Here is a 20,868-nt window from a genome sequence, read left to right as displayed (position 1 = left end):
GTCAACGATAGCGCCTACGCGCGTAGACGCATCCGGAGGCACATCGCTATTCGGCAACGAATCGCCGAACCGGCGGCCGGCCGCCGCCGGAGCGCCTGGTCCGCCCCGCCGTGCGGCGGCGACCCCCGCGTGGCGGCCGGCCGGCCGGCGGGTCAGCTGTGCAGCGGCAGGCGGTCGCGGACCGAGAGCACATGGGCCCGGAACGCCTCGGCCGGCCGGGTGAGCGCGCGGCCGGTCACCCAGGCCAGCGCGATCTCGCGGCGGGCGCCCGGGGAGGTGAGGTGGAGCTCGGCGACGTCCGGCCGGGGCGCCGTCGACGGCGGCAGCACCGCGACGCCCAGGCCCGCCGCGACCAGCCCGCGCAGCGTCTCCGCCTCCTCGCCCTCGAAGGACACCCGGGGCGCGAACCCCGCCTCCGCGCACAGCGCGTCGGTGGTCCGGCGCAGCCCGTACCCGGGTTCCAGGGTGACGAAGGCCTCCTCGGCCACCTCCCGCAGCCGGACCCGCTGCCGCGAGGCCAGCCGGTGGTCGGCCGGCACCACCAGCCGCAGCCGCTGCTCGCCGAGCCGACGGGACGTCAGTTCCGGCCCCTCCGGCCGGGGCGACACCAGGCAGAGGTCCAACTCGCCCTCCCGCAGCCGCTGCAGCATCGAGTCGGTGTAGTCCTGCACCAGCTGGAAGCGCACCTTGGGGTACTCCGCCCGGAAGCCGCGCAGCAGTGACGGCACCGCCTCCGAGCCCATGGTGTGCAGGAATCCGAACGCCACCCGGCCGCCCTCCGGGTCGGCCTCCGCGCGTGCGTCCTCCGCCCCGCGCTCCACCTCGGCGAGCGCGCGCTCCACCGCGGCCAGGAAGATCCCCCCGGCCCTGGTCAGCCGCACCGTACGGCCCTCGCGGGCCAGCAGGGCGACGTCCAACTCCTGCTCCAGCCGCGCCATCGCGCGGCTCAGGGTCGGCTGCGGCATGCCCAGCTCGGCGGCGGCCCGGGTGACGTGCTCGCGCCGGGCCACGGCGGCGAACTGCGCCAGCAGCGGGGCGAGCCGGAGCGCGTCCTCGGTGATCGCGGGGGTATCTTCTGCGTCACGTCCCTGTTGCATGCCACCCCACTGACCTCGACTCATACCCTGTCGTATGAATCATCCACGGTCGGGGCATTGGACGCATCAGACCGCCGATCCTAGTTTTGCGGTATGCCGCCTGCCACTGGCGGGGCGTTCGACGGTCGGCCGTCGGATGCCCTCACCCCGTCGTCCACCACCACCACGACTCCCACCGGCTCCGCCTCCCCCGGCGCCACCGCCGACCTGCGTCACCTCCCCGGCAGCCGGGGCCTGCGACGCACGCAGCTGGCGCTGTTCGGCGCGGGGCTGGCCACCTTCCTGCTGCTGTACTCGACCCAGGCGCTGCTCCCCTCGCTCTCCGAGGCCATGCGGCTGACGCCCGGCCAGGCCAGCCTCACCGTCTCGGCCGCGGCCATCGGCCTGGCCCTGGCCGTCATCCCGGTCAGCGCACTGTCCGAGAAGTACGGCCGCACCGCGGTGATGACCGCCTCGGTGTTCAGCGCCGCCGCCATCGCGCTGATGCTGCCGTTCGCGCCGGACCTGGTCACGCTGACCGCGCTGCGCGCGCTCCAGGGCGTGGCCCTGGCCGGACTGCCGGCCACCGCGATGGCCTACCTCGCCGAGGAGGTTCACCCCTCGGCGCTGCCGGCCGCGATGGGCCTGTACGTCGCCGGCAACAGCATCGGCGGCATGAGCGGACGGCTGGTCTCCGGGATCGTGGCCGGCTCCTTCGGCTGGCGCTGGGGCCTGGCCTCGGTCGCGATCCTCGCCCTGCTCTGCGCGATCGCCTTCCGGGTGCTGATCCCCCGGGCCCGCCACTTCCGCCCCGGCCCGATCAACCCGGCCGCGCTGCTGCGCACGGTCACCTCGCATCTGCGCGACCCGCTGCTGGGACGGCTGTTCGCGCTCGGGCTGCTGTTCATGACGGTGTTCGGCGCGGTCTACACGGTGATGGGCTACCGGCTGGTCGCGGCGCCCTTCGACCTGTCCCAGGGACTGGCCAGCTCCATCTTCGCGGTCTACCTGGTCGGCACCTTCGCCTCGGCGCTCTCGGCCCGGATCACCGGGCGGTTCGGCCGCCGCGGCACCCTCTACCTCGCCATCGGCACCACCTCGGCGGGACTGCTGCTCACCCTCCCGGACTCGCTGCCCACCGCGCTGCTGGGGCTGGTGCTGATCACCGCCGGGTTCTTCACCGGCCACTGCGTGGCCTCGGCCTCGGTCGGCCGCACCGCCACCCACGGCCGCGCCCAGGCCTCCGCGCTCTACCTGGCGGCCTACTACCTGGGCAACAGCCTCGGCGGCACCTTCGGCGCCGACGCCTACCACGGCCGCGGCTGGGACGCCACGGTCGTGGTGGGCCTCGCCGCCATGACCATCGCCGCCGGCATCACCCTCTACGGCACCGTCCACGCCCGCACCACCACCCGCGTAGTCGCCGCCGCCCGCTAGCCCGCGGCGGCTCGTTAGGCTCAGCCCATGACCGTCAACGCCGCCACGTATGCCCGGCTGCGCGAGTTCGCCGACCAACTGCCGCAGATCCCGGGCATAGGGCATGTGGAGATCGCCAACGGCCAGATCGTCCTGACGCTCTCCCCGGTCAGACGGCACGAGCTGGCGGTCGTCAGGATCGGCAGGCAGCTCAACGACCAGTTGAGCCGGACCCATCCGGGTTACGTGGCCCACGCCGGCGCCGACCTGGAGGACATCGGATTGGGCCGGCTGCGCCACCCGGATCTCATGGTGTTCCCGGAGTCAGTTCTGGAGGAGGACGCGGCAGCGATGCACCCCGCCGCCGTCCTGCTCGCCGTCGAGATCGTCTCGAAGTCGAACCCCGAGAACGACTACGAGGACAAGGTCAGGGACTACGCCACCATGGGCATCCCGCTCTACCTCATCGTGGATCCCCGTGACGGCACCGGCATCGTCCACTCCCAGCCCAGGTATGCCAACCGCGAGAAGTTCGCCTTCGGCGACACCGTCTCCGTCGGCCCCTGGCGCATCGACACCAGCCAGCTGCTCACCTACGCCAAGTAGGCGGGGCACGACAGTGGCCCCGTCGGCGGTTGGCCGACGGGGCACCGGGGTGGGGCGGGGGTCAGGCGATGCGGTCGAGGATGATCGGGGTGGGCTGGTAGGCCGCGCCCGGGGCGGCGACGGTGATGCCGGTGCCGAGGGCCTCCAGGGCGTACTCGAAGCGCTCCGGGGTGTCGGTGTGCAGGGTCAGCAGCGGCTGGCCGGCGGTGACCGTGGCGCCGGGCTTGGCGTGGATCTCGACGCCCGCGCCGGCCTGCACCGGGTCCTCCTTGCGGGCGCGGCCCGCGCCGAGGCGCCAGGCGGCGACGCCGACGGAGTAGGCGTCGAGCTCGGTGAGCACGCCGGAGGCGGGGGCGGTGAGCACATACTGCTCGCGGGCCACCGGCAGCGGCGCATCGACGTCGCCGCCCTGCGCGGAGATCATGCGGCGCCAGTGGTCCATCGCGGAGCCGTCCTTGAGCGCCGCCTCAGGGTCCTTGCCGCCGCGCACGCCCGCCGCGGCGAGCATCTCCCGGGCCAGGGCGATGGTCAGCTCGACCACGTCGGCCGGGCCGCCGCCGGCCAGCACCTCGACCGACTCGCGGACCTCCAGGGCGTTGCCCGCGGTCAGGCCCAGCGGGGTGGACATGTCGGTGAGCAGGGCGACGGTGTTGACCCCCGCCGTGGTGCCCAGGCCGACCATGGTGCGGGCGAGTTCGCGGGCGTCGTCCAGGTTCTTCATGAACGCGCCGGAGCCGACCTTGACGTCCAGGACCAGGGCGCCGGTGCCCTCGGCGATCTTCTTGGACATGATGCTGCTGGCGATCAGCGGGATCGCCTCGACCGTCCCGGTCACGTCACGCAGCGCGTAGAGCTTTTTGTCGGCCGGGGCGAGGCCGTCGCCGGCCGCGCAGATGACCGCACCGGCCTCGCGCAGCACGTGCATCATCTCATCGTTGGAGAGCAGCGCCCGCCAGCCGGGGATGGACTCCAGCTTGTCCAGGGTGCCGCCGGTGTGGCCGAGGCCGCGTCCGGACAGCTGCGGGACGGCCGCGCCGCAGGCGGCGACCAGCGGCGCCAGCGGCAGCGTGATCTTGTCGCCGACACCGCCGGTGGAGTGCTTGTCGGAGGTCGGCAGCGGCAGCGAGGAGAAGTCCATCCGCACGCCCGAGCGGATCATCGCGTCGGTCCAGCGGCTGATCTCCCGCAGGTTCATGCCGTTCAGCAGGATCGCCATGGCCAGCGCTGACATCTGCTCGTCGGCGACCTCGCCACGGGTGTAGGCGTCGATCACCCAGTCGATCTGAGCGTCGGTCAACTCGGCGCGGTCGCGCTTGGAGCGGATGACGGAGATGGCGTCCATGAAATCTCCTCGAAGGCGGACGAAAGGGCCCGAATGGGCAAGGAAGCAAGGGGGAACAGCACAGTGGCGCGGTACGGGAGTCCGTACCGCGCCACTCTACGCGCGTTGCATGCGATCTGGGGAGGTCACAGCGCCGGGGAAGTCACAGCCGCCCGGAAGTCACAGCCGCTCCGGGCCGAAGGCGTCCGGCAGCAGCTCGGCCAGCGGGCGGATCCCGGACGACGACTCCACCAGCAGCTCCGCTCCGCCGTGCTCCCACAGCAGTTGCCGGCAGCGCCCGCAGGGCATCAGCACCGCGCCCTCGCCGTCGCAGCAGGTGAAGGCGACCAGCCGGCCGCCGCCGCTGAGCTGCAGCGCCGAGACCAGTCCGCACTCGGCGCAGAGCGCGAGCCCGTACGAGGCGTTCTCGACGTTGCAGCCACTGACGATCCGTCCGTCCTCGACCAGCGCCGCGGCGCCGACCGGGAAGCCGGAGTACGGGGCGTAGGCGCGGGCCATCGCGGCCCGGGCCTCCGCACGCAGGGCGTCCCAGTCGACGGCCGCCCGGTCGCCGGTGCCTGCCTGATCGCTCGTCACTCGAACCGCCCTCTCAGCCCTTGACGTACGGCTTGCCGGACGCCGCCGGCGGCCGCGCCATCCCGCCGATCGCCGCGACCACGAAGATCGTGACCAGGTACGGGGCCATCGACAGGAACGCGCCGGGAATCGGCGTGCCCAGCGGCGACAGCGCCACGTTGAGCTCGGTGGCAAAACCGAACAGCATCGCCGCGCCCAGCGCCCCGTACGGCGACCAGCGTCCGACGATCAGGGCCGCGATGGCGATGTAGCCCTTGCCGTCGCTCATGTCCTTGCCGAACTGGCTGTCCAGGCCCAGGGTCAGCCAGACGCCGCCGAGGCCGGACAGCAGACCCGCGGTGATGACGTTGCGGTAGCGCAGCCCGATGACCTTGATACCGACGGTGTCCGCCGCGGTCGGGTGCTCGCCGACCGCGCGGGTGCGCAGGCCCCAGCGGGTGCGGAAGAGCAGGAACCAGATGATCGGGACCAGCAGGTAGGCCGCGTAGAAGAGGATGTTCTCGTCGAACAGCGCGGCGCCGATGACGGGGATCCTCGACAGGCCGGGGATGGCCAGCGGCTGGAAGCCCGGCGGCGTGTTGTAGGCCGCGCCGTTGGTGGACATCAGCCGGTCGTAGAGGAAGCCGGTGATGCCGGAGGCCAGCAGGTTGAGCACGACGCCGAGGACGACCTGTTCGATCAGGTACCGGTTCGCCAGGACCGCCAGCAGCGCGCACATCAGCGCACCGCCCAAGCAGCCCGCGACCAGGCCCGCCCACACGGAGTGGGTGATCGACGCGGTCAGCGCGGCGGAGAAGGCCCCGAAGAGGAACTGGCCCTCGACCGCGATGTTCACCACGCCGGAGCGCTCGCAGAGCAGCGCACTGAGGGAACCCAGAACCAGCGGCACCGCACCGATGGTTGCCTGCTGGATGATCGAGGGAACGTTCAGCCCGCCGGTCCCGGCCGCGGCCCAGACCAGGAACGCCAGCACGAACGAGGCGTAGTAGACCGCCGCCAGCCAGCGTTGCGTCTTCGCCGAGATCGGGGCGAAGGCCCTGACCAGACCACAGATGACGGCGATGCTTGTCAGCGCGATCGCCCAGGGCTGGGCCGGCGCCGAGAACGGGCTGGGGCCACTCGCGGTGGGGTCCAGCTTGAGCGCGAAGAGCGTGTGCGCGCCGTGGGCGGTGCGCGAGCCGAGGCCGAACGCCCACAGGCCGTAGAGCCCGACGACGGCCTGGGCGATGCCGCCGACCAGCTTGGAACGGCGGTCGGTCTTGACCAACGGGGTACCGGCCGTGCCGTTCCCGGTCAGGGTGGAAGCGGTGGTCATGCCTGGTCTCCGGCGGTCGTCGTGTGGAAGGGATCGGGGCTCGGCGGGGTCGGCGAAGCCGGACCCTCGACGACCTTGGACTCGCGCAGCCGGAAGATCTCCGCAACCAGCCGGGGTGCCGCGACGAAGATGACGATCAGGGCCTGGACCACGGTGATGATCTCGATCGAGACCTGCGCCTGGGTCTGCATCAGCGCGCCACCGGCCTGGAGCGCCCCGAACAGCAGGGCGGCCCAGACCACTCCCCAGGGCTTGGTACGGCCCAGCAGTGCCACGGTGATCGCGGCGAAGCCGAGCCCCGCGTCGATGTTGGGGGCGATCGAGTTGTTGTTGGGGTTCGCCAGACCGATGGTCTGGGTCACGCCGATCATGCCCATCAGCGCACCGGAGATCATCATCGAGGCGATCTGCACCCGGCCGACGTTGATGCCGGCCGTCCGTGCGGCACTCGGGGTCAGACCCACCGCCCGCACCTCGAATCCGAGCTTGGAGCGGCGGAAGAACCAGGCCACCCCGAAGGTCGCGGCCAGGGCGAGCAGCAGGCCCACGTCGGTGTTGAGTGAGGAGCCGAACAGGTGCGGCAGCACCGCGCTCGGCGAGGCGGGCTTGGAGATCGCCTGACCTGCGTGCGCCGGGTCGTGGAACACCGAGGTGCTCAGCAGGTAGCTGCCCAGGAAGAACAGGGCAACGTAGTTGAGCATGATCGTGACGATGACCTCGTGCGCGCCTCGCCTGGCCTTGAGCCAGCCGACGACACCGGCGTAGAGCATCCCGCCGACCAGACCGGCCACGACCGTGACCAGCAGGTGCAGTACCCCGGGCAGCGAGGTCCACTGGAAGGCCACGTACGAGGTGAAGATCGCCCCGACGATGGTCTGGCCCTGGCCGCCGATGTTGAACATCCCGGCCCGGAACGCGACCGAGATGCCGAGTCCGCCGAAGATCAGCGGAGTGGCGTACTCCAGCGTGGTGGTGATCGGCCCGAAGAACTGTGCCGGGGTCCCGGACAGCGTCGAGGGGTCGAAGATCGCGCCCTTGAAGAGCGAGGAGTAGGCGCTGGAGATGTCCTGCCAGGCGGAGGAGAAGAAGTCGCCGGGGCTGGCGAAGAAGTAGCCGGCCTTGTCCATCGTCCCGGTGTTCGACAGCACGATCAGCACCGCGCCGACGGCCAGGGAGAGGACGATGGCGAGGAAGGTGACCACCGCGCTGTTGTCGGCGGTGAAGACGTTGCGCACCACGGTGCCGAGGCTTCGGTCTGCCGCGACCGGCTCGGCCGGAGCCTGGGCCGGGGCGGGCGTCTCCGCCTCGGCCGGCGTCGGCTCGGCCGGAGCGGGCTCAGCCGGCGTCGGCTCGGTCGGGGTGGGCTCCGCGGGGGTGGACGAGTCCGGGGCGGCCTTGCCCTGCTCGTCGGACTCGCTGTTGTCCGGGGTGGGCGTGGTCATGAGGTCGCCTCCTCCGTGTTCGTCGGTGCTGCGTCGTCGTTGGTGATCCCAGCCATGAGCAGGCCGATCGCTTCACGTGAGGTGTCCGGCGGGACCGTGGCGACGATCTTGCCGCGGTACATCACCGCGACCTTGTCCGCCAGGGCGAGTACCTCGTCCAGCTCGGTGGACACGACCACCACGGGCCGGCCCTGGTCGCGCTCGGCGACGATCCGCTTGTGGATGAACTCCATCGCGCCGACGTCCACACCCCGGGTGGGCTGCTGGGCGACCAGCAACCGCAGCGGCCGGGAGAGCTCGCGGGCCACCACGACCTTCTGCTGGTTGCCGCCGGACAGTTTCCCGGCCGGGTGCCCGGGCGCGGTCGGGCGGATGTCGAACTCCTCGATCCGCTGCTTGGCGTTCTTCTGGATCTCGGAGAGGTCGATGGACAGCCCCTTGCCGAAGGGCGCCGACTTGTAGAGGTCCAGCACCAGGTTCTCGGCGATGGTGAACTCGCCGACCACGCCGTCGTGACCGCGATCCTCGGGGATGAACCCGATGCCGGTGTCCAGGGCCTGGCGCGGCGTCAGGCCGACCAGTTCGGTCCCGTCCAGGTTGATCGACCCGGACTCGACCGGCGCCAGGCCGAGGATCGCCTCGGCGAGCTCGGACTGGCCGTTGCCCTGCACGCCGGCGATGCCGAGGATCTCGCCGTCGTGGACGGTGAAGGAGACGTCGTCGACGGCGGCGTTGCCGTGCTGGTCCCTGATGGTCAGGTTCTCGACCTTGAAGGAGGCGGCACCGGGGGTCTTCGGCTGCTTCTCGACCACCAGCCGCACCGAGCGGCCGACCATCAGCGAGGCCAGGTCCTGCTCGCTGGACGTCGGGGAGGCCTCGCCCACGACGGCGCCGCGGCGGATCACGGTGATCCGGTCGGCGATCGCCTTGACCTCTTTGAGCTTGTGGGTGATGAAGACGATCGACTTGCCGGCCTCGCGCAGCGAGTTCATCACCGTGAAGAGATCCTCGATCTCCTGCGGCGTGAGTACGGCGGTGGGCTCGTCCAGGATGAGCGTCTGCGCGTCCCTGACCAGGGCCTTGACGATCTCGACGCGCTGCTGCACGCCGACCGGGAGGTCCTCGACCAGTGCGTCGGGGTTGACCGGCAGCCCGTAGCGCTCGGACACCTCGCGCACGTGCTTGCGGGCCCGGCGGCGGTCCAGCAGGCCGAGCGGTCCCGGCCGGGCGCCGAGCTCGTCCTCGTCACCCAGGATCACGTTCTCCGCCACGGTGAAGACCGGAACCAGCATGAAGTGCTGGTGCACCATGCCGATCCCGTTGGCGATCGCGTCGCGCGGGCCGTTGAAGGTCCTGGCGACCCCGTCGACCAGGATCTCGCCCTCCTCGGGCTGGTACAGCCCGTACAGGACGTTCATCAGGGTCGACTTGCCGGCGCCGTTCTCACCCAGCAGGCAGTGGATCTCGCCGGGTTCGACGGTCAGGTCGATGTGGTCGTTGGCGACCAGCGGACCGAATCGCTTGGTGATACCGCGCAATTCCAGACGCACTTGTGAACACACCCCTCACGCCGCGCATCGTTGTCGGGTCGGCGAAAGCTATCGAGGTCTTTGTGGACAGGAAAGGCCGTGCGGGCGCGCCGGGCGCGCCCGCAGGCAGTGGCCCTCGGTCAGCTGGTGGGCTGGTTCTTCGAGGTGATCTTGATGGTGCCGGCGATGATGCCCTGCTTGACCGTGCTGAGCTCGCTGGTCAGGCTGGCCGGGACCTTCGACTCGAAGTCGTGGTACGGGGCCAGGCCGGTGCCGTTGTTGGCCAGCGTGCCGACGAACGGGGTGGCCGAGAAGTTGCCGGCGGCCGCGTCGGTGACGGCGCTGCTGACCGCGGTGGCGATGCCCTTGGTCACGGAGGTCATGATGACCGAGCCGTAGGCCGGGTTGGAGACGAAGCCGTCGTCGTCGACCCAGATCGCGTTCAGCTTGCCGCCGCTGGCCTGGGCCTGGGCGAGCGCGCCGATGCCGGTGCCGCCGGCGACCGGGAAGACGATGTCCGCACCCTGCGACTGGAAGGTCGCGGCGATCTGCTTGCCGCCGGCCTGGTCGGTGAAGCTCTGGGTCGGGTCGAAGGTGCCGGCCTGCTTGGTCTCGTCCCAGCCGAGGACCTGGACCTTGGTGTTGTGCTGCTGGTTGTAGTACTGCACGCCCTCCCAGAAGCCGTCCATGTAGACGGTCACGGTCGGGTAGTTGGCGCCGCCGAACGTCGCCACCTTGCCGGTCTTGGTCATCCCCGCAGCGAAGTAGCCGCCGAGGAACGCGCCCTGCGCGGTGTTGAACTCCAGACCCTTGACCTGCGGCGCCGTCGAGGTGTTGTCGACGATGGAGTAGTGCTGGGTCGGGTTCTTCTTCGCGGAGGCCACGGTGGCGTCGTTCATCGCGAAACCGACGGTCACGATCAGCTTGCAGCCGGCCGAGACGAAGCCGGCGATGTTGCTGGCGTAGTCGTTCTCGGTGGCCGAGGTGGCGTTCTGCACGGTGATGTTGCTGTTGGCCTTGGCGGCGTCCTGCATGCCGGCCCAGGACTCAGCGTTGAAGGAGTGGTCGTCGAGGCCACCGGTGTCGGTGACCATGCAGGCCTTGAAGGACGCGGCGCTGCCGGAGGCCGCGCTGGAGCTGGAACCGGAGCCGCTCGTCGACACCGGCTTCGATCCACAGGCCGAGGCGGTCAGGGCGACCGCTGCCGCTACCGCCACGAGAGCGAGGGGCTTCCTCATCATGTCTCCTTGGTCGACGCGCACCGAACCTGCGCGGATTGAATGCGACGTTAACGCGCGTAGAACACGATTGTGTTACGTACGCTTGGGCGTTATCAGATCGTCGCATACACCCCTTGCCGAGGCGCCTCCTCGGCTGTCCGGAGCTCGCGCGTGTCATCCCAGGGCGAGTGCCGAGAACAGTTCCACGCCGACGCCGATCGCCCCTTCGTCGACGTCGAAGCTGCCCTGGTGGAGGTCGCGCGAGCCGGTCTCGGCGGGTCCGCGGACACCCAGTCGGGCCAGCGCACCGGGCACCTTCTCCAGGTACCAGGAGAAGTCCTCGCCGCCCAGGCTCTGCTCGGTGCCCTCCACCCGGCCGGGGCCGAGGCCGGCGTCCATCGCCGCGCGGAACATCTCGACCGACACGGCCTCGTTCACCACCGGCGGCACACCCCGGTGGTAGTCCAGCACCCACTTGGCCCGACAGGTCTCGGCGATCTGCCCGACCAGTTCCTCGATCGCCCCCGGGGCCTCGTACCAGCCGGCCAGCTCCAGGCAGCGGACCGTCCCCTCCAGTTCGGCGTGCTGCGGGATCACGTTGGCGGCGGAACCGCTCGCGATCCGGCCCCAGACCAGGCTGACGCCCCAGCGCGGGTCCATCCGCCGCCCCAGCGCACCGGGCAGTTCGGCGGCCGTCCTGGCGATGGCCGCGACCAGATCGGTGGTCAGATGCGGACGGGCGGTGTGACCGCCCGGGCCGTCCAGGGAGAGCACCAGCCGGTCGCAGGCGGAGGTGATCGCGCCGACCCGGAGGCCGATCCGGCCGACCTCGACCTTGGGGTCGCAGTGCACCGCGAAGATCCGCTCGACGCCGTCCATGCCGCCGGCCTCGATCACGTCCAGCGCGCCGCCGGGCATGACCTCCTCGGCGGGCTGGAAGATCAACCGGACCGGGCGGGCCAGCCGCCGCTCACGGGCGGCGCGGGCCAGCACCAGCGCCAGGCCCAGCACCACGGTGGTGTGCACGTCGTGGCCGCAGGCGTGCGCCCGGCCCGGCACGGTCGAGCGGTACGGGACGCTCGCGGGCTTGGCGTCGTCGATCGGCAGCGCGTCGATGTCCGCCCGGAAGGCCAGCAGCGGGGCGTCCGGCGCGGCGCGGTCCGCACGGATGTCAGCGCGGTCCGGACGGATGTCGCAGATCAGGCCGGTCCCGCCGGGGAGCACCCGGGGCGAGAGCCCGGCCCGCTCCAGGCGCGCCTTGAGCAGCGCGGTGGTACGTAGCTCCTGCCGACCCAGCTCGGGGTGGCGGTGCAGGTCACGGCGGATCTCCACCAGCTCGGGGACCAGCTCGCGGACCCGGGCGGAGAGGCTGATGGGACCGCTGGCCGGACTGCTCGCGGGACTGCTCGGGGAGGCGGACGCACCGTCAGATGACTGGCTCACCTCCACAAGGCTACGGCTCTGGGGCGACTGGGGCAGGAGATCAACGGAATCCGTACCGCCGGAAGGGACGGAAGTCCCCCGCTCGGCGCATAGACCGCGCGACGATGGGTATGACATCTTTCTTGCGCCCCTCCCTGACGTGGCCGGACACACCGCCAACGAGTGGCACACCGCGAAGGCACGGGTGCCAGGGAGTGACGTGGATCACTGCGAGGGGATGACCGCGCCGGGACGTACTACGTCACAAAGGGCCGGCCTGACCTGAGGTCAGGCCGGCGGTCGCAGGTCCCGTCGGCTCAGAAGCTGTCGGACGGAACGTAGGTGCCCCACACCTGGCGGAGCGCGTCGCAGGTCTCGCCGACGGTGGCCCGGGCGGCGAGCGCCTGCTTCATCGGGGGAAGCACATTCTCCGAGGAGGTCTCCGCGGCCCGGCGCAGCGCCGACAGGGCCCGGTCCACGGCCGCGCTGTCGCGGTCGGCCCGCAGCTTCGCCAGCCGCCCGGCCTGCCGCAGCTCGATCGCCGGGTCGACCCGCAACGGCTCGTACGGGTCCTCGGTCTCCTGCTGGAAACGGTTCACCCCGACCACGGTGCGCTCGCCGGAGTCGGTCTGCAGCGCCACCTGGTAGGCGCTGCGCTCGATCTCGGACTTCTGGTAGCCGCGCTCGATGCCGGCCACCGCCCCGCCCATGTCCTCGACCTTGCGCATCAGCTCCAGCGCCGCCGCCTCGACCTCGTCGGTCATCCGCTCCACCACGTAGGAGCCGGCGAACGGGTCCACGGTGGCGGTGACGTCGGTCTCGTAGGCCAGCACCTGCTGGGTCCGCAGCGCCAGCCGGGCGGACTTCTCGGTGGGCAGCGCGATGGCCTCGTCGAAGGAGTTGGTGTGCAGCGACTGGGTGCCGCCCAGCACCGCCGCCAGCGCCTGGACCGACACCCGGACCAGGTTGACCTCGGGCTGCTGCGCGGTCAGCTGCACCCCGGCGGTCTGGGTGTGGAAGCGCAGCATCTGCGACTTGGGGTTCTTCGCGTGGAACTGGTCGCGCATCACCCGGGCCCAGATCCGGCGGGCCGCGCGGAACTTGGCGACCTCCTCCAGCAGCGTGGTGCGGGAGACGAAGAAGAAGGAGAGCCGCGGCGCGAAGTCGTCCACGTCCATGCCGGCCGCGACCGCGGTGCGGACGTACTCGATGCCGTTGGCGAGGGTGAAGGCGATCTCCTGCGCGGGCGTCGCCCCCGCCTCGGCCATGTGGTAGCCGGAGATGGAGATGGTGTTCCACTTGGGGATCTCGGCGCGGCAGTACTGGAAGATGTCCGAGATCAGCCGCAGCGAGGGCTTGGGCGGGAAGATGTAGGTGCCCCGGGCGATGTACTCCTTGAGCACGTCGTTCTGGATCGTCCCGGTCAGCCGCCCCGGCGCCACCCCCTGCGCCTCGCCCACCAGCTGGTACATCAGCAGCAGCAGCGAGCCGGGCGCGTTGATGGTCATCGACGTGGACACCTCGCCCAGCGGGATGCCGCCGAGGAGCACGCCCATGTCCTCGACCGAGTCGATCGCCACCCCGACCTTGCCGACCTCGCCGGAGGCGATGACCGCGTCCGAGTCGTAGCCCATCTGGGTCGGCAGGTCGAAGGCGACCGAGAGCCCCATGGTGCCGTTGGCGATCAGCTGCTTGTAGCGCGCGTTGGACTCCGCGGCGGTGCCGAAGCCCGCGTACTGCCGCATGGTCCAGGGCTTGCCGGTGTACATGGTCGGGTAGACGCCCCGGGTGAACGGGTACCGGCCGGGCTCACCCAGCTTCTCGGCGGGATCCCAGCCCTGCTGCGTCTCAGGTCCGTAGACGGGCTCGATGGGCAGACCCGATTCGGACATTCGTGAGCCGGTCTGGCGGGCCATGGGGGTCCTCCGCGGGGATGCTGACGGTGTTAGCGGCGATTAACGTCTACTTCGCTACGCACTGTAATGATGGCGCGCACACCGCGACAGCCGCATCCGCTGGGAGGTACGTCACAGGCCTCCGCACCCTGGTCCCTACCCTGGTCCAGACAGAGGCACGAGACCGGAGGTATGACGAGATGACAGGTCGGTTCGAGGGCAGGGTCGCCGTGGTCACCGGGGCCAGCAGCGGGATCGGGGCGGCGACCGCGCGCAGGCTGGCCGAGGAGGGCTTCCGGGTGGTGCTGGCGGCCCGGCGGGCGGACCGGATCGAGGCGCTGGCCAAGGAGATCGGCGGCGAGGCCCGGCCGCTGGACGTCACCGACCGCGCCGCGGTGGACGCCTTCGCCGCCTCGCTGGACCGGGTGGACGTGCTGGTGAACAACGCCGGCGGGGCCTTCGGTGCGGAGTCGGTGGCCGACGGCGACCCGGCGGACTGGCGCCGGATGTACGAGGTCAACGTCCTGGGCACGCTGAACGTGACCCAGGCGCTGCTGGCGCCGCTGCGGGCCTCCGGGGCCGGGACGGTGCTGATCCTCTCCTCCACCGCCGCCTTCGCGGCCTACGAGGGCGGCGGCGGCTATGTCGCGGCCAAGGCCGCGGAGCACGCGATCGCGGCGACGCTGCGGCTGGAGCTGGTGGGCGAGCCGGTGCGGGTGATCGAGATCGCCCCCGGCATGGTCCGTACCGACGAGTTCGCGCTGACCCGCTTCGGCGGCGACGCGGACCGGGCGGCGGCGGTGTACGACGGCGTGGCCGAGCCGCTGACGGCGGAGGACGTCGCCGACACCATCGCCTGGACGGTCACCCGTCCGGCCCACGTCAACGTGGACCTGCTGGTGGTGCGACCGCTGGCCCAGGCCGCCAACCACAAGGTGCACCGAACGAGGTGAGCAGAGCTCAACGGACGAGGTGAGCGGGCGGAACTGATCGTGGCGCGTTCACCGGGGCGAGGCCATCTCATCATTCGGCCGTAAGGGTCTCGACTTGATAGCCAATTCGAGTGAATCCTTATGCAGGGGCACGGACTGCCCGAGACTTGGACCGCCCTTGTGGCGAGCGGTCGCTGAGCCCCCGTTCGCCCCGCTGACGCCCGCCGACCCCGTTCCACCCCCAGGAACCACAGCCGTCCCCCCGCCGTCGCCCCGGTCGAAAGCTGGGCTGGAGGCAGCGGCGATCTGCACTAGCCTCGCCGCGCCGCCCGCCCCGCACCGCTCGACTGAGGAGGACCCGCTGGCCAGCGACATCCCGGCGCAGCCGGACACGTCCAGCGCGCCGAACACGGCACGAGCCAAGGCCACCGCCGTCTCCGGGCTGCGGCGGTTCAACGAGGCCACCCTCGGCGCCGCCGAGGAAGCCCTGCTGGCCTGCTGCGGCAGCCGGCGCTGGGCGCTGCGGGTGGCGGCGCACCGCCCCTACCCGGACGTTCCCGCGCTGCTGGCGGCGGCGAGCGAGGCGTCCTACGACCTCTCCTTCGCCGATCTGACGGAGGCTCTGGCCGACGAGAGCTGCATGCCGCAGCCGCTGCTGGGGATGCGGGCTCCCGGCAGCTCGGCGGCCCGCACCGCGCTGCGCGCCGCGCACGCCGCCTACGAGGCGCGCTACGGACACGTGTTCGTGGTCTGCCTGGACGACTGCCCGCCCGAGGAGATACTGGACCAGGTACTGGTGAGCCTGCGCGCCCGGCTGTCCAACGACCCGGACGAGGAGCGCAGCACCGCCGCCGAGGAGCTGCGGCGGATCGCGCTGAGCCGGCTGGAGCACCTGGTCGCGTCTCACGCCTCGGCGGCCACATGAGACAGCGGGGGTGATCTCTCCCACACCGGACCGCCCCGGAACAGCGGCGACCGCGGCCCTCGGGGCCGCGCCGCCGCAGGCAGCGACCCCCGTGCGGGTTCCTGACGGACCTCCAGCCGACCTGCGGGTTACGCCGGGCAGGGCTGTTTGATCACACGGTGGACCCCCGGCGGGCTGACTGCCTGGTCCCGTGGCTACGATGGCCGGGGCCGGTGGACCATACCCGGCCGGGCCGACCGACGCTGATGCCGGCCGAGCCCCCGCCCCGCTTCCGGAGGGTTGTTCCGTGCCGGCTGGAACGCTGTACCGCGGCCAGGCCGAAGGCATGTGGTCGTGGGTGGCTCATCGAGTCACCGGCGTCCTCATCTTCTTCTTCCTGTTCGCCCACGTTCTCGACACCGCTCTCGTCCGCGTCTCACCGCACGCGTACAACACGGTCATCGCGACGTACAAGACCCCGCTGGTCAACCTGATGGAGTACGGCCTGACGGCCGCCATCCTGTTCCACGCACTGAACGGCCTGCGGGTCATCGCCGTGGACTTCTGGGCCAAGGGCCCGAAGTACCAGGTGCAGATGCTGTGGACCGTCGTGGGCGTCTGGCTGGTCACCATGGGTGGGATGTTCTACCCCATCCTGCGCGAGACCCTTCGTACCTGGTTCGGGTGAGGCGAGAAATGGCTATCGAGACCAACAGCGTTGAGCTCACGGACGCCGGTGTCACCGACCCGGACGCGTTCCTGATCGAGCCGCCCCGCGCCCGCACCAAGCGGACCGGCCGCAAGTCGCGCACCAACTTCGAGATGCTGGCCTGGCTGTTCATGCGGCTGTCCGGCATCGTGCTGGTGTTCCTGGTACTGGGCCACCTGCTGATCCAGCTGGTGCTGGACGGCGGTGTCACCAAGATCAGCTTCGCCTTCGTGGCCGGCCGCTGGGCGTCCCCGTTCTGGCAGGCCTGGGATCTGCTGATGCTGTGGCTGGCGATGCTCCACGGCGCGAACGGCATGCGCACGGTCATCAACGACTACGCGGAGCGCGACACCACCCGCTTCTGGTTGAAGGTCCTGCTGGTGACCGCCACGGTGTTCACCGTGCTGCTGGGCACCCTGGTGATCTTCACCTTCGACCCGAGTATCAGCTGAGCGCGGACGGACGAGGCAGCAGAACATGCAGGTACACAAGTACGACACCGTCATCGTCGGCGCCGGCGGCGCCGGCATGCGCGCGGCCATCGAGTCGACCAAGCGCAGCCGCACCGCCGTGCTGACCAAGCTCTACCCCACCCGCTCCCACACCGGCGCGGCCCAGGGCGGCATGGCCGCCGCCCTGGCCAACGTCGAGGAGGACAACTGGGAGTGGCACACCTTCGACACGGTCAAGGGTGGTGACTACCTGGTCGACCAGGACGCCGCCGAGATCCTGGCGAAGGAGGCCATCGACGCGGTCCTCGACCTGGAGAAGATGGGCCTGCCGTTCAACCGCACGCCCGAGGGCCGGATCGACCAGCGCCGCTTCGGCGGCCACACCCGCGACCACGGCAAGGCGGCCGTGCGCCGCTCCTGCTACGCCGCGGACCGCACCGGTCACATGATCCTCCAGACGCTGTACCAGAACTGCGTCAAGGAGGGCGTGGAGTTCTTCAACGAGTTCTACGTCCTGGACCTGCTGCTGGCCGACGTGGACGGGGTCAAGCGCACCGCCGGCGTCGTCGCCTACGAGCTGGCCACCGGCGAGATCCACGTCTTCCAGGCCAAGGCCGTCATCTTCGCCTCCGGCGGCAACGGCAAGTTCTTCAAGGTGACCTCCAACGCGCACACCCTGACCGGTGACGGCCAGGCGGCCGCGTTCCGGCGCGGGCTGCCGCTGGAGGACATGGAGTTCTTCCAGTTCCACCCGACGGGCATCTGGCGGATGGGCATCCTGCTCACCGAGGGCGCGCGTGGCGAGGGCGGCATCCTTCGCAACAAGGACGGCGAGCGCTTCATGGAGAAGTACGCGCCCGTCATGAAGGACCTGGCCTCGCGTGACGTCGTCTCCCGGGCGATCTACACCGAGATCCGCGAGGGCCGGGGCTGCGGCCTCGACGGCGACCACGTCTACCTGGACCTGACGCACCTTCCGCCGGAGCAGCTGGACGCCAAGCTCCCGGACATCACCGAGTTCGCGCGGACCTACCTCGGTATCGAGCCCTACACGGACCCGATCCCGATCCAGCCGACCGCGCACTACGCCATGGGCGGCATCCCCACCAACGTCCAGGGCGAGGTGCTCATGGACAACGACACCGTCGTCCCGGGCCTCTACGCCGCGGGCGAGGTGGCCTGCGTGTCGGTGCACGGCGCCAACCGGCTGGGCACCAACTCGCTGCTGGACATCAACGTCTTCGGGCGCCGGGCCGGCATCGCCGCCGCCGAGTACGCCTCGACGGCCGACTACGTCGAGCTGCCGGAGAACCCGGCCGCGCAGGTCGTGGCGCAGCTGGAGGGGATCCGCAACGGCAACGGCAGCGAGCGCGTGGTGGACATCCGCAGCGAGCTGCAGCAGTCCATGGACACCAACTCGATGGTGTACCGCACCGAGCAGACCCTGAAGCAGGCGGTGGCCGACATCGCCGCGCTGAAGGAGCGCTACAAGAACATCTCGGTGATGGACAAGGGCAAGCGCTACAACACCGACCTGCTTGAGGCCGTGGAGCTGGGCAACCTGCTCGACCTGGCCGAGGTCACGGCGGTGTCCGGGCTCGCCCGCAAGGAGTCGCGCGGCGGCCACTTCCGCGAGGACTACCCGACCCGCGACGACGTCAACTTCATGCGGCACACCATGGCGTACCGCGAGGTGGACGCTGACGGCAAGGACAGCATCCGCCTGGACTACAAGCCGGTCGTGGTGACCCGCTACCAGCCGATGGAGCGTAAGTACTGATGAGCACCCCCACCATCGACGCGCCCGCCAACGGGCCCCACTCCGCGGGTCTCGACGCCGCCGAGTCCGGCAAGGTCGAGCTGATCACCATCACCGTCCGGATCCGCCGGTTCAACCCGGAGGAGCACCCGGACGCCGTCTGGGTCGACTACCAGCTGACGGTGGACCCGAAGATCCGCGTCCTGGACGCGATCAACACCATCAAGTGGGAGCAGGACGGCACCCTGACGTACCGTCGCTCCTGCGCGCACGGGGTCTGCGGCTCGGACGCCATGCGGATCAACGGCAAGAACCGGCTCGCCTGCAAGACGCTCATCAAGGACGTCAACCCGGAGAAGCCGATCACGATCGAGCCCATCAAGGGCCTCACGGTCCTGAAGGACCTGGTCGTGGACATGGACCCGTTCTTCCAGGCCTACCGCGACGTGATGCCGTTCCTGATCACCACCGGGAACGAGCCGACCCGCGAGCGGATCCAGTCCGAGGAGGACGTGCAGCGCTTCGAGGACACCACCAAGTGCATCCTCTGCGCCGCGTGCACCACGTCCTGCCCGGTGTTCTGGAACGACGGCCAGTACTTCGGCCCGGCCGCGATCGTCAACGCGCACCGCTTCATCTTCGACTCGCGTGACGAGGGTGCGGAGCAGCGGCTGGAGATCCTGAACGACCGCGAGGGGGTCTGGCGCTGCCGGACCACCTTCAACTGCACCGACGCGTGTCCTCGGGGTATCGAGGTCACCAAGGCGATTCAGGAAGTGAAGCGGGCTCTCGTTACCCGTCGCTTCTAGCTTGTTGTGGGCGCGGGGAACTGTTGTGTGTGCTGAACGTGCACCCTGGTGCGTGGTTGGCAGCGCATGCTGTTAATCGAGCAGAGCCTCGCGCCCCTTTTGTTGTGCCCCGCACGTCCGGACGGGGGGTTTGTCCGGGGGTGGGTCGGACGTTCAGCAAGATTGGGTACGGTCTTCCGGTGCGCATCCAACTTCGTAGTGTCGGCTCCGCCACCGCTGTCTGTCTCACCGCCCTGAGCGTCGGTCTCGCGGTGGCCGGCCCCGCCACGGCCACCGGCCGGGCCACCCCGAGCAGTTCGCCCGTCACGGTGCGGCAGCCGCCGTCCACGATGTCCACGGTCGGCGGCGACCAGCTGGGCCGTCCGGGTGTCCAGGTCAACCCGCAGCCCGGCGCCCCGGCGCTGCCCGCCAGGCTGTCGGCGCTGTCCTGGATGGTGTCGGACGCGGACACCGGGGCGGTCCTCGCGGCCGAGAACCCGCACTGGCAGCTGCCGCCGGCCAGCACCCTGAAGACGCTGTTCGCGGACACCGTGCTGCCGAAGATCCCGGACACCTCCAGCCACAAGGTCGCCGACAGCGACCTGGCCGGCATGGGCGAGGGCAGCAGCGAGGTCGGAGTGCTCCCCGGCCAGACCTACACGGTCCCCGACCTGTGGCTGGGTGTCTTCCTGCGCTCCGGCAACGACGCGGTGCACGTGCTCGCGGCGATGAACGGCGGGGTCGCCGCGACGGTGCAGCAGATGCAGGCGGAGGCGGTACGGCTCGGCGCGAGCGACACCCATGTGGTCTCCCCGGACGGGTACGACATGCCCGGCCAGGTCTCCTCGGCGTACGACCTCAGCCTGTTCGCCCGGGAGGGTCTGCGGAACGCGGACTTCGCCCGCTACTGCTCCACCCCGACGGCGAAGTTCCCCGGCGGCCCCGACACCAAGGGCAAGCCCTTCGAGATCGACAACACCGACCGGCTGCTCTCCGGGATCGACGGCGTCCCCCACTACGACGGCCTGATCGGGGTGAAGAACGGCTACACCACCAACGCCGGCAACACCCTGGTGGTCGCGGCCCGGCGGGACGGCCACACGGTGCTGGTCAGCGTGATGAACCCGCAGGACCATGCCCTGAACGCGGTCTACAGCGAGGCCCGGGAACTGCTGGACTGGGGCTTCGCCGCCGAGGGGAAGGTCAGCCCGGTCGGCAGCCTGAACCCGGCGGTGGTGGCGCAGGCGGCGTCCACCGCCGGTGCGGGCGACTCGGCGAGCGTCAGGAGCAAGCCGCCGGCCAGCGGGCCGATGGCCGCCTCCAGCCGGCCCGGAGGGCCCGGCACCCTCGCCTGGATCGGCGGTGGCACCGCGGTGCTGCTGGCCGGCGCGGCGGGCGTGCTGGTACTGGCCCGCCGCAAGCCGGCCCGGCTCCGCCGCCGCTCGGTCTCCCACGACCTGCTGGACTGACTCCCCGGACCGCAGC

18 protein-coding genes are annotated in these 20,868 nt (G+C 70.7%); 9 read left to right on the top strand and 9 right to left on the bottom strand.

The window, feature by feature from the left end; genetic code table 11:
- Positions 1-152: 152 nt before the first annotated feature.
- Positions 153-1,097 carry a LysR family transcriptional regulator gene (locus ABH925_RS22755; protein ID WP_370150643.1) on the bottom strand — a complete coding sequence of 315 codons (945 nt, stop codon included), beginning with the start codon at positions 1,095-1,097 and terminating at the stop codon, positions 153-155.
- A gap of 93 nt (positions 1,098-1,190) precedes the next feature.
- Here ABH925_RS22755 and ABH925_RS22750 point away from each other — a divergent pair, with 93 nt between their 5' ends.
- Together ABH925_RS22750 and ABH925_RS22745 are read left to right on the top strand one after the other, a co-directional pair.
- Positions 1,191-2,513, top strand: coding sequence for an MFS transporter (locus ABH925_RS22750; protein WP_370150642.1), 1,323 nt, complete (start codon positions 1,191-1,193; stop codon positions 2,511-2,513).
- Positions 2,514-2,540: 27 nt separating this feature from the next.
- Entirely contained in the window at positions 2,541-3,098 is a 558-nt protein-coding gene (locus ABH925_RS22745; RefSeq protein WP_370150641.1) for a Uma2 family endonuclease, read from the top strand.
- Between the two features lie 61 nt (positions 3,099-3,159).
- Here the strand turns inward: ABH925_RS22745 and ABH925_RS22740 are convergent, their stop codons facing one another.
- The 8 genes from ABH925_RS22740 to ABH925_RS22705 all read right to left on the bottom strand — a co-directional run bounded on the left by ABH925_RS22740 (position 3,160) and on the right by ABH925_RS22705 (position 13,860).
- Positions 3,160-4,440, bottom strand: coding sequence for a thymidine phosphorylase (locus ABH925_RS22740; RefSeq protein WP_370150640.1), 1,281 nt, complete (start codon positions 4,438-4,440; stop codon positions 3,160-3,162).
- 159 nt (positions 4,441-4,599) lie between these two features.
- A complete protein-coding gene (locus tag ABH925_RS22735; RefSeq protein ID WP_370150638.1) occupies positions 4,600-5,016 on the bottom strand; it encodes a cytidine deaminase in 417 nt (138 codons plus the stop codon).
- A gap of 13 nt (positions 5,017-5,029) precedes the next feature.
- On the bottom strand, positions 5,030-6,331 hold the full coding sequence (locus ABH925_RS22730) for an ABC transporter permease (protein WP_370150637.1): 1,302 nt from the start codon (positions 6,329-6,331) through the stop codon (positions 5,030-5,032).
- Positions 6,328-7,773: an ABC transporter permease gene (locus tag ABH925_RS22725; protein ID WP_370150636.1), complete on the bottom strand. Its 1,446-nt coding sequence runs from the start codon at positions 7,771-7,773 to the stop codon at positions 6,328-6,330. The genes ABH925_RS22730 and ABH925_RS22725 overlap by 4 nt, the downstream gene beginning before the upstream one ends.
- On the bottom strand, positions 7,770-9,323 hold the full coding sequence (locus ABH925_RS22720) for an ABC transporter ATP-binding protein (RefSeq protein WP_370150635.1): 1,554 nt from the start codon (positions 9,321-9,323) through the stop codon (positions 7,770-7,772). The genes ABH925_RS22725 and ABH925_RS22720 overlap by 4 nt, the downstream gene beginning before the upstream one ends.
- 119 nt (positions 9,324-9,442) lie before the next feature.
- Positions 9,443-10,540, bottom strand: coding sequence for a BMP family protein (locus tag ABH925_RS22715; protein WP_370150634.1), 1,098 nt, complete (start codon positions 10,538-10,540; stop codon positions 9,443-9,445).
- A gap of 156 nt (positions 10,541-10,696) precedes the next feature.
- A complete protein-coding gene (locus ABH925_RS22710) occupies positions 10,697-11,971 on the bottom strand; it encodes an amidohydrolase (protein ID WP_370150633.1) in 1,275 nt (424 codons plus the stop codon).
- 290 nt (positions 11,972-12,261) lie between these two features.
- Positions 12,262-13,860, bottom strand: a complete 1,599-nt coding sequence (locus ABH925_RS22705) for a methylmalonyl-CoA mutase (RefSeq protein WP_370150631.1) — start codon at positions 13,858-13,860, stop codon at positions 12,262-12,264.
- A gap of 179 nt (positions 13,861-14,039) precedes the next feature.
- Here ABH925_RS22705 and ABH925_RS22700 point away from each other — a divergent pair, with 179 nt between their 5' ends.
- The 7 genes from ABH925_RS22700 to ABH925_RS22670 all read left to right on the top strand — a co-directional run bounded on the left by ABH925_RS22700 (position 14,040) and on the right by ABH925_RS22670 (position 20,852).
- Positions 14,040-14,792 carry an SDR family NAD(P)-dependent oxidoreductase gene (locus ABH925_RS22700; protein ID WP_370150630.1) on the top strand — a complete coding sequence of 251 codons (753 nt, stop codon included), beginning with the start codon at positions 14,040-14,042 and terminating at the stop codon, positions 14,790-14,792.
- Between the two features lie 157 nt (positions 14,793-14,949).
- Positions 14,950-15,696, top strand: a complete 747-nt coding sequence (locus ABH925_RS22695) for a 2-oxo-4-hydroxy-4-carboxy-5-ureidoimidazoline decarboxylase (RefSeq protein WP_370150629.1) — start codon at positions 14,950-14,952, stop codon at positions 15,694-15,696.
- Positions 15,697-15,982: 286 nt separating this feature from the next.
- Complete coding sequence (gene sdhC / locus ABH925_RS22690) at positions 15,983-16,363, top strand: succinate dehydrogenase, cytochrome b556 subunit (protein WP_370150628.1); 381 nt, start codon at positions 15,983-15,985, stop codon at positions 16,361-16,363.
- A gap of 8 nt (positions 16,364-16,371) precedes the next feature.
- A complete protein-coding gene (locus ABH925_RS22685; RefSeq protein WP_370150627.1) occupies positions 16,372-16,836 on the top strand; it encodes a succinate dehydrogenase hydrophobic membrane anchor subunit in 465 nt (154 codons plus the stop codon).
- Positions 16,837-16,861: 25 nt separating this feature from the next.
- Positions 16,862-18,616: a succinate dehydrogenase flavoprotein subunit gene (sdhA, locus tag ABH925_RS22680; protein ID WP_370150626.1), complete on the top strand. Its 1,755-nt coding sequence runs from the start codon at positions 16,862-16,864 to the stop codon at positions 18,614-18,616.
- Positions 18,616-19,404 carry a succinate dehydrogenase iron-sulfur subunit gene (locus ABH925_RS22675; protein WP_370150625.1) on the top strand — a complete coding sequence of 263 codons (789 nt, stop codon included), beginning with the start codon at positions 18,616-18,618 and terminating at the stop codon, positions 19,402-19,404. The genes sdhA and ABH925_RS22675 overlap by 1 nt, the downstream gene beginning before the upstream one ends.
- Positions 19,405-19,583: 179 nt before the next feature.
- On the top strand, positions 19,584-20,852 hold the full coding sequence (locus ABH925_RS22670; protein WP_370150623.1) for a D-alanyl-D-alanine carboxypeptidase family protein: 1,269 nt from the start codon (positions 19,584-19,586) through the stop codon (positions 20,850-20,852).
- Positions 20,853-20,868: the final 16 nt, after the last annotated feature.

The sequence above is a fragment of the Streptacidiphilus sp. EB129 genome (assembly GCF_041262645.1).
Lineage (GTDB): Bacteria > Actinomycetota > Actinomycetes > Streptomycetales > Streptomycetaceae > Streptacidiphilus.
This window is presented reverse-complemented; position numbering and strand designations above follow the sequence as displayed.

Coding starts and splice junctions, on each gene's coding strand:
- ABH925_RS22740 (WP_370150640.1), bottom strand. CDS start 4,440: ATGGACGCCATCTCCGTCATCCGCTCCAAGCGCGACCGCGCCGAGTTG.
- ABH925_RS22725 (WP_370150636.1), bottom strand. CDS start 7,773: ATGACCACGCCCACCCCGGACAACAGCGAGTCCGACGAGCAGGGCAAG.
- ABH925_RS22675 (WP_370150625.1), top strand. CDS start 18,616: ATGAGCACCCCCACCATCGACGCGCCCGCCAACGGGCCCCACTCCGCG.
- ABH925_RS22755 (WP_370150643.1), bottom strand. CDS start 1,097: ATGCAACAGGGACGTGACGCAGAAGATACCCCCGCGATCACCGAGGAC.
- ABH925_RS22700 (WP_370150630.1), top strand. CDS start 14,040: ATGACAGGTCGGTTCGAGGGCAGGGTCGCCGTGGTCACCGGGGCCAGC.
- sdhA (WP_370150626.1), top strand. CDS start 16,862: ATGCAGGTACACAAGTACGACACCGTCATCGTCGGCGCCGGCGGCGCC.
- ABH925_RS22715 (WP_370150634.1), bottom strand. CDS start 10,540: ATGAGGAAGCCCCTCGCTCTCGTGGCGGTAGCGGCAGCGGTCGCCCTG.
- ABH925_RS22730 (WP_370150637.1), bottom strand. CDS start 6,331: ATGACCACCGCTTCCACCCTGACCGGGAACGGCACGGCCGGTACCCCG.
- ABH925_RS22750 (WP_370150642.1), top strand. CDS start 1,191: ATGCCGCCTGCCACTGGCGGGGCGTTCGACGGTCGGCCGTCGGATGCC.
- ABH925_RS22685 (WP_370150627.1), top strand. CDS start 16,372: ATGGCTATCGAGACCAACAGCGTTGAGCTCACGGACGCCGGTGTCACC.
- ABH925_RS22705 (WP_370150631.1), bottom strand. CDS start 13,860: ATGGCCCGCCAGACCGGCTCACGAATGTCCGAATCGGGTCTGCCCATC.
- ABH925_RS22745 (WP_370150641.1), top strand. CDS start 2,541: ATGACCGTCAACGCCGCCACGTATGCCCGGCTGCGCGAGTTCGCCGAC.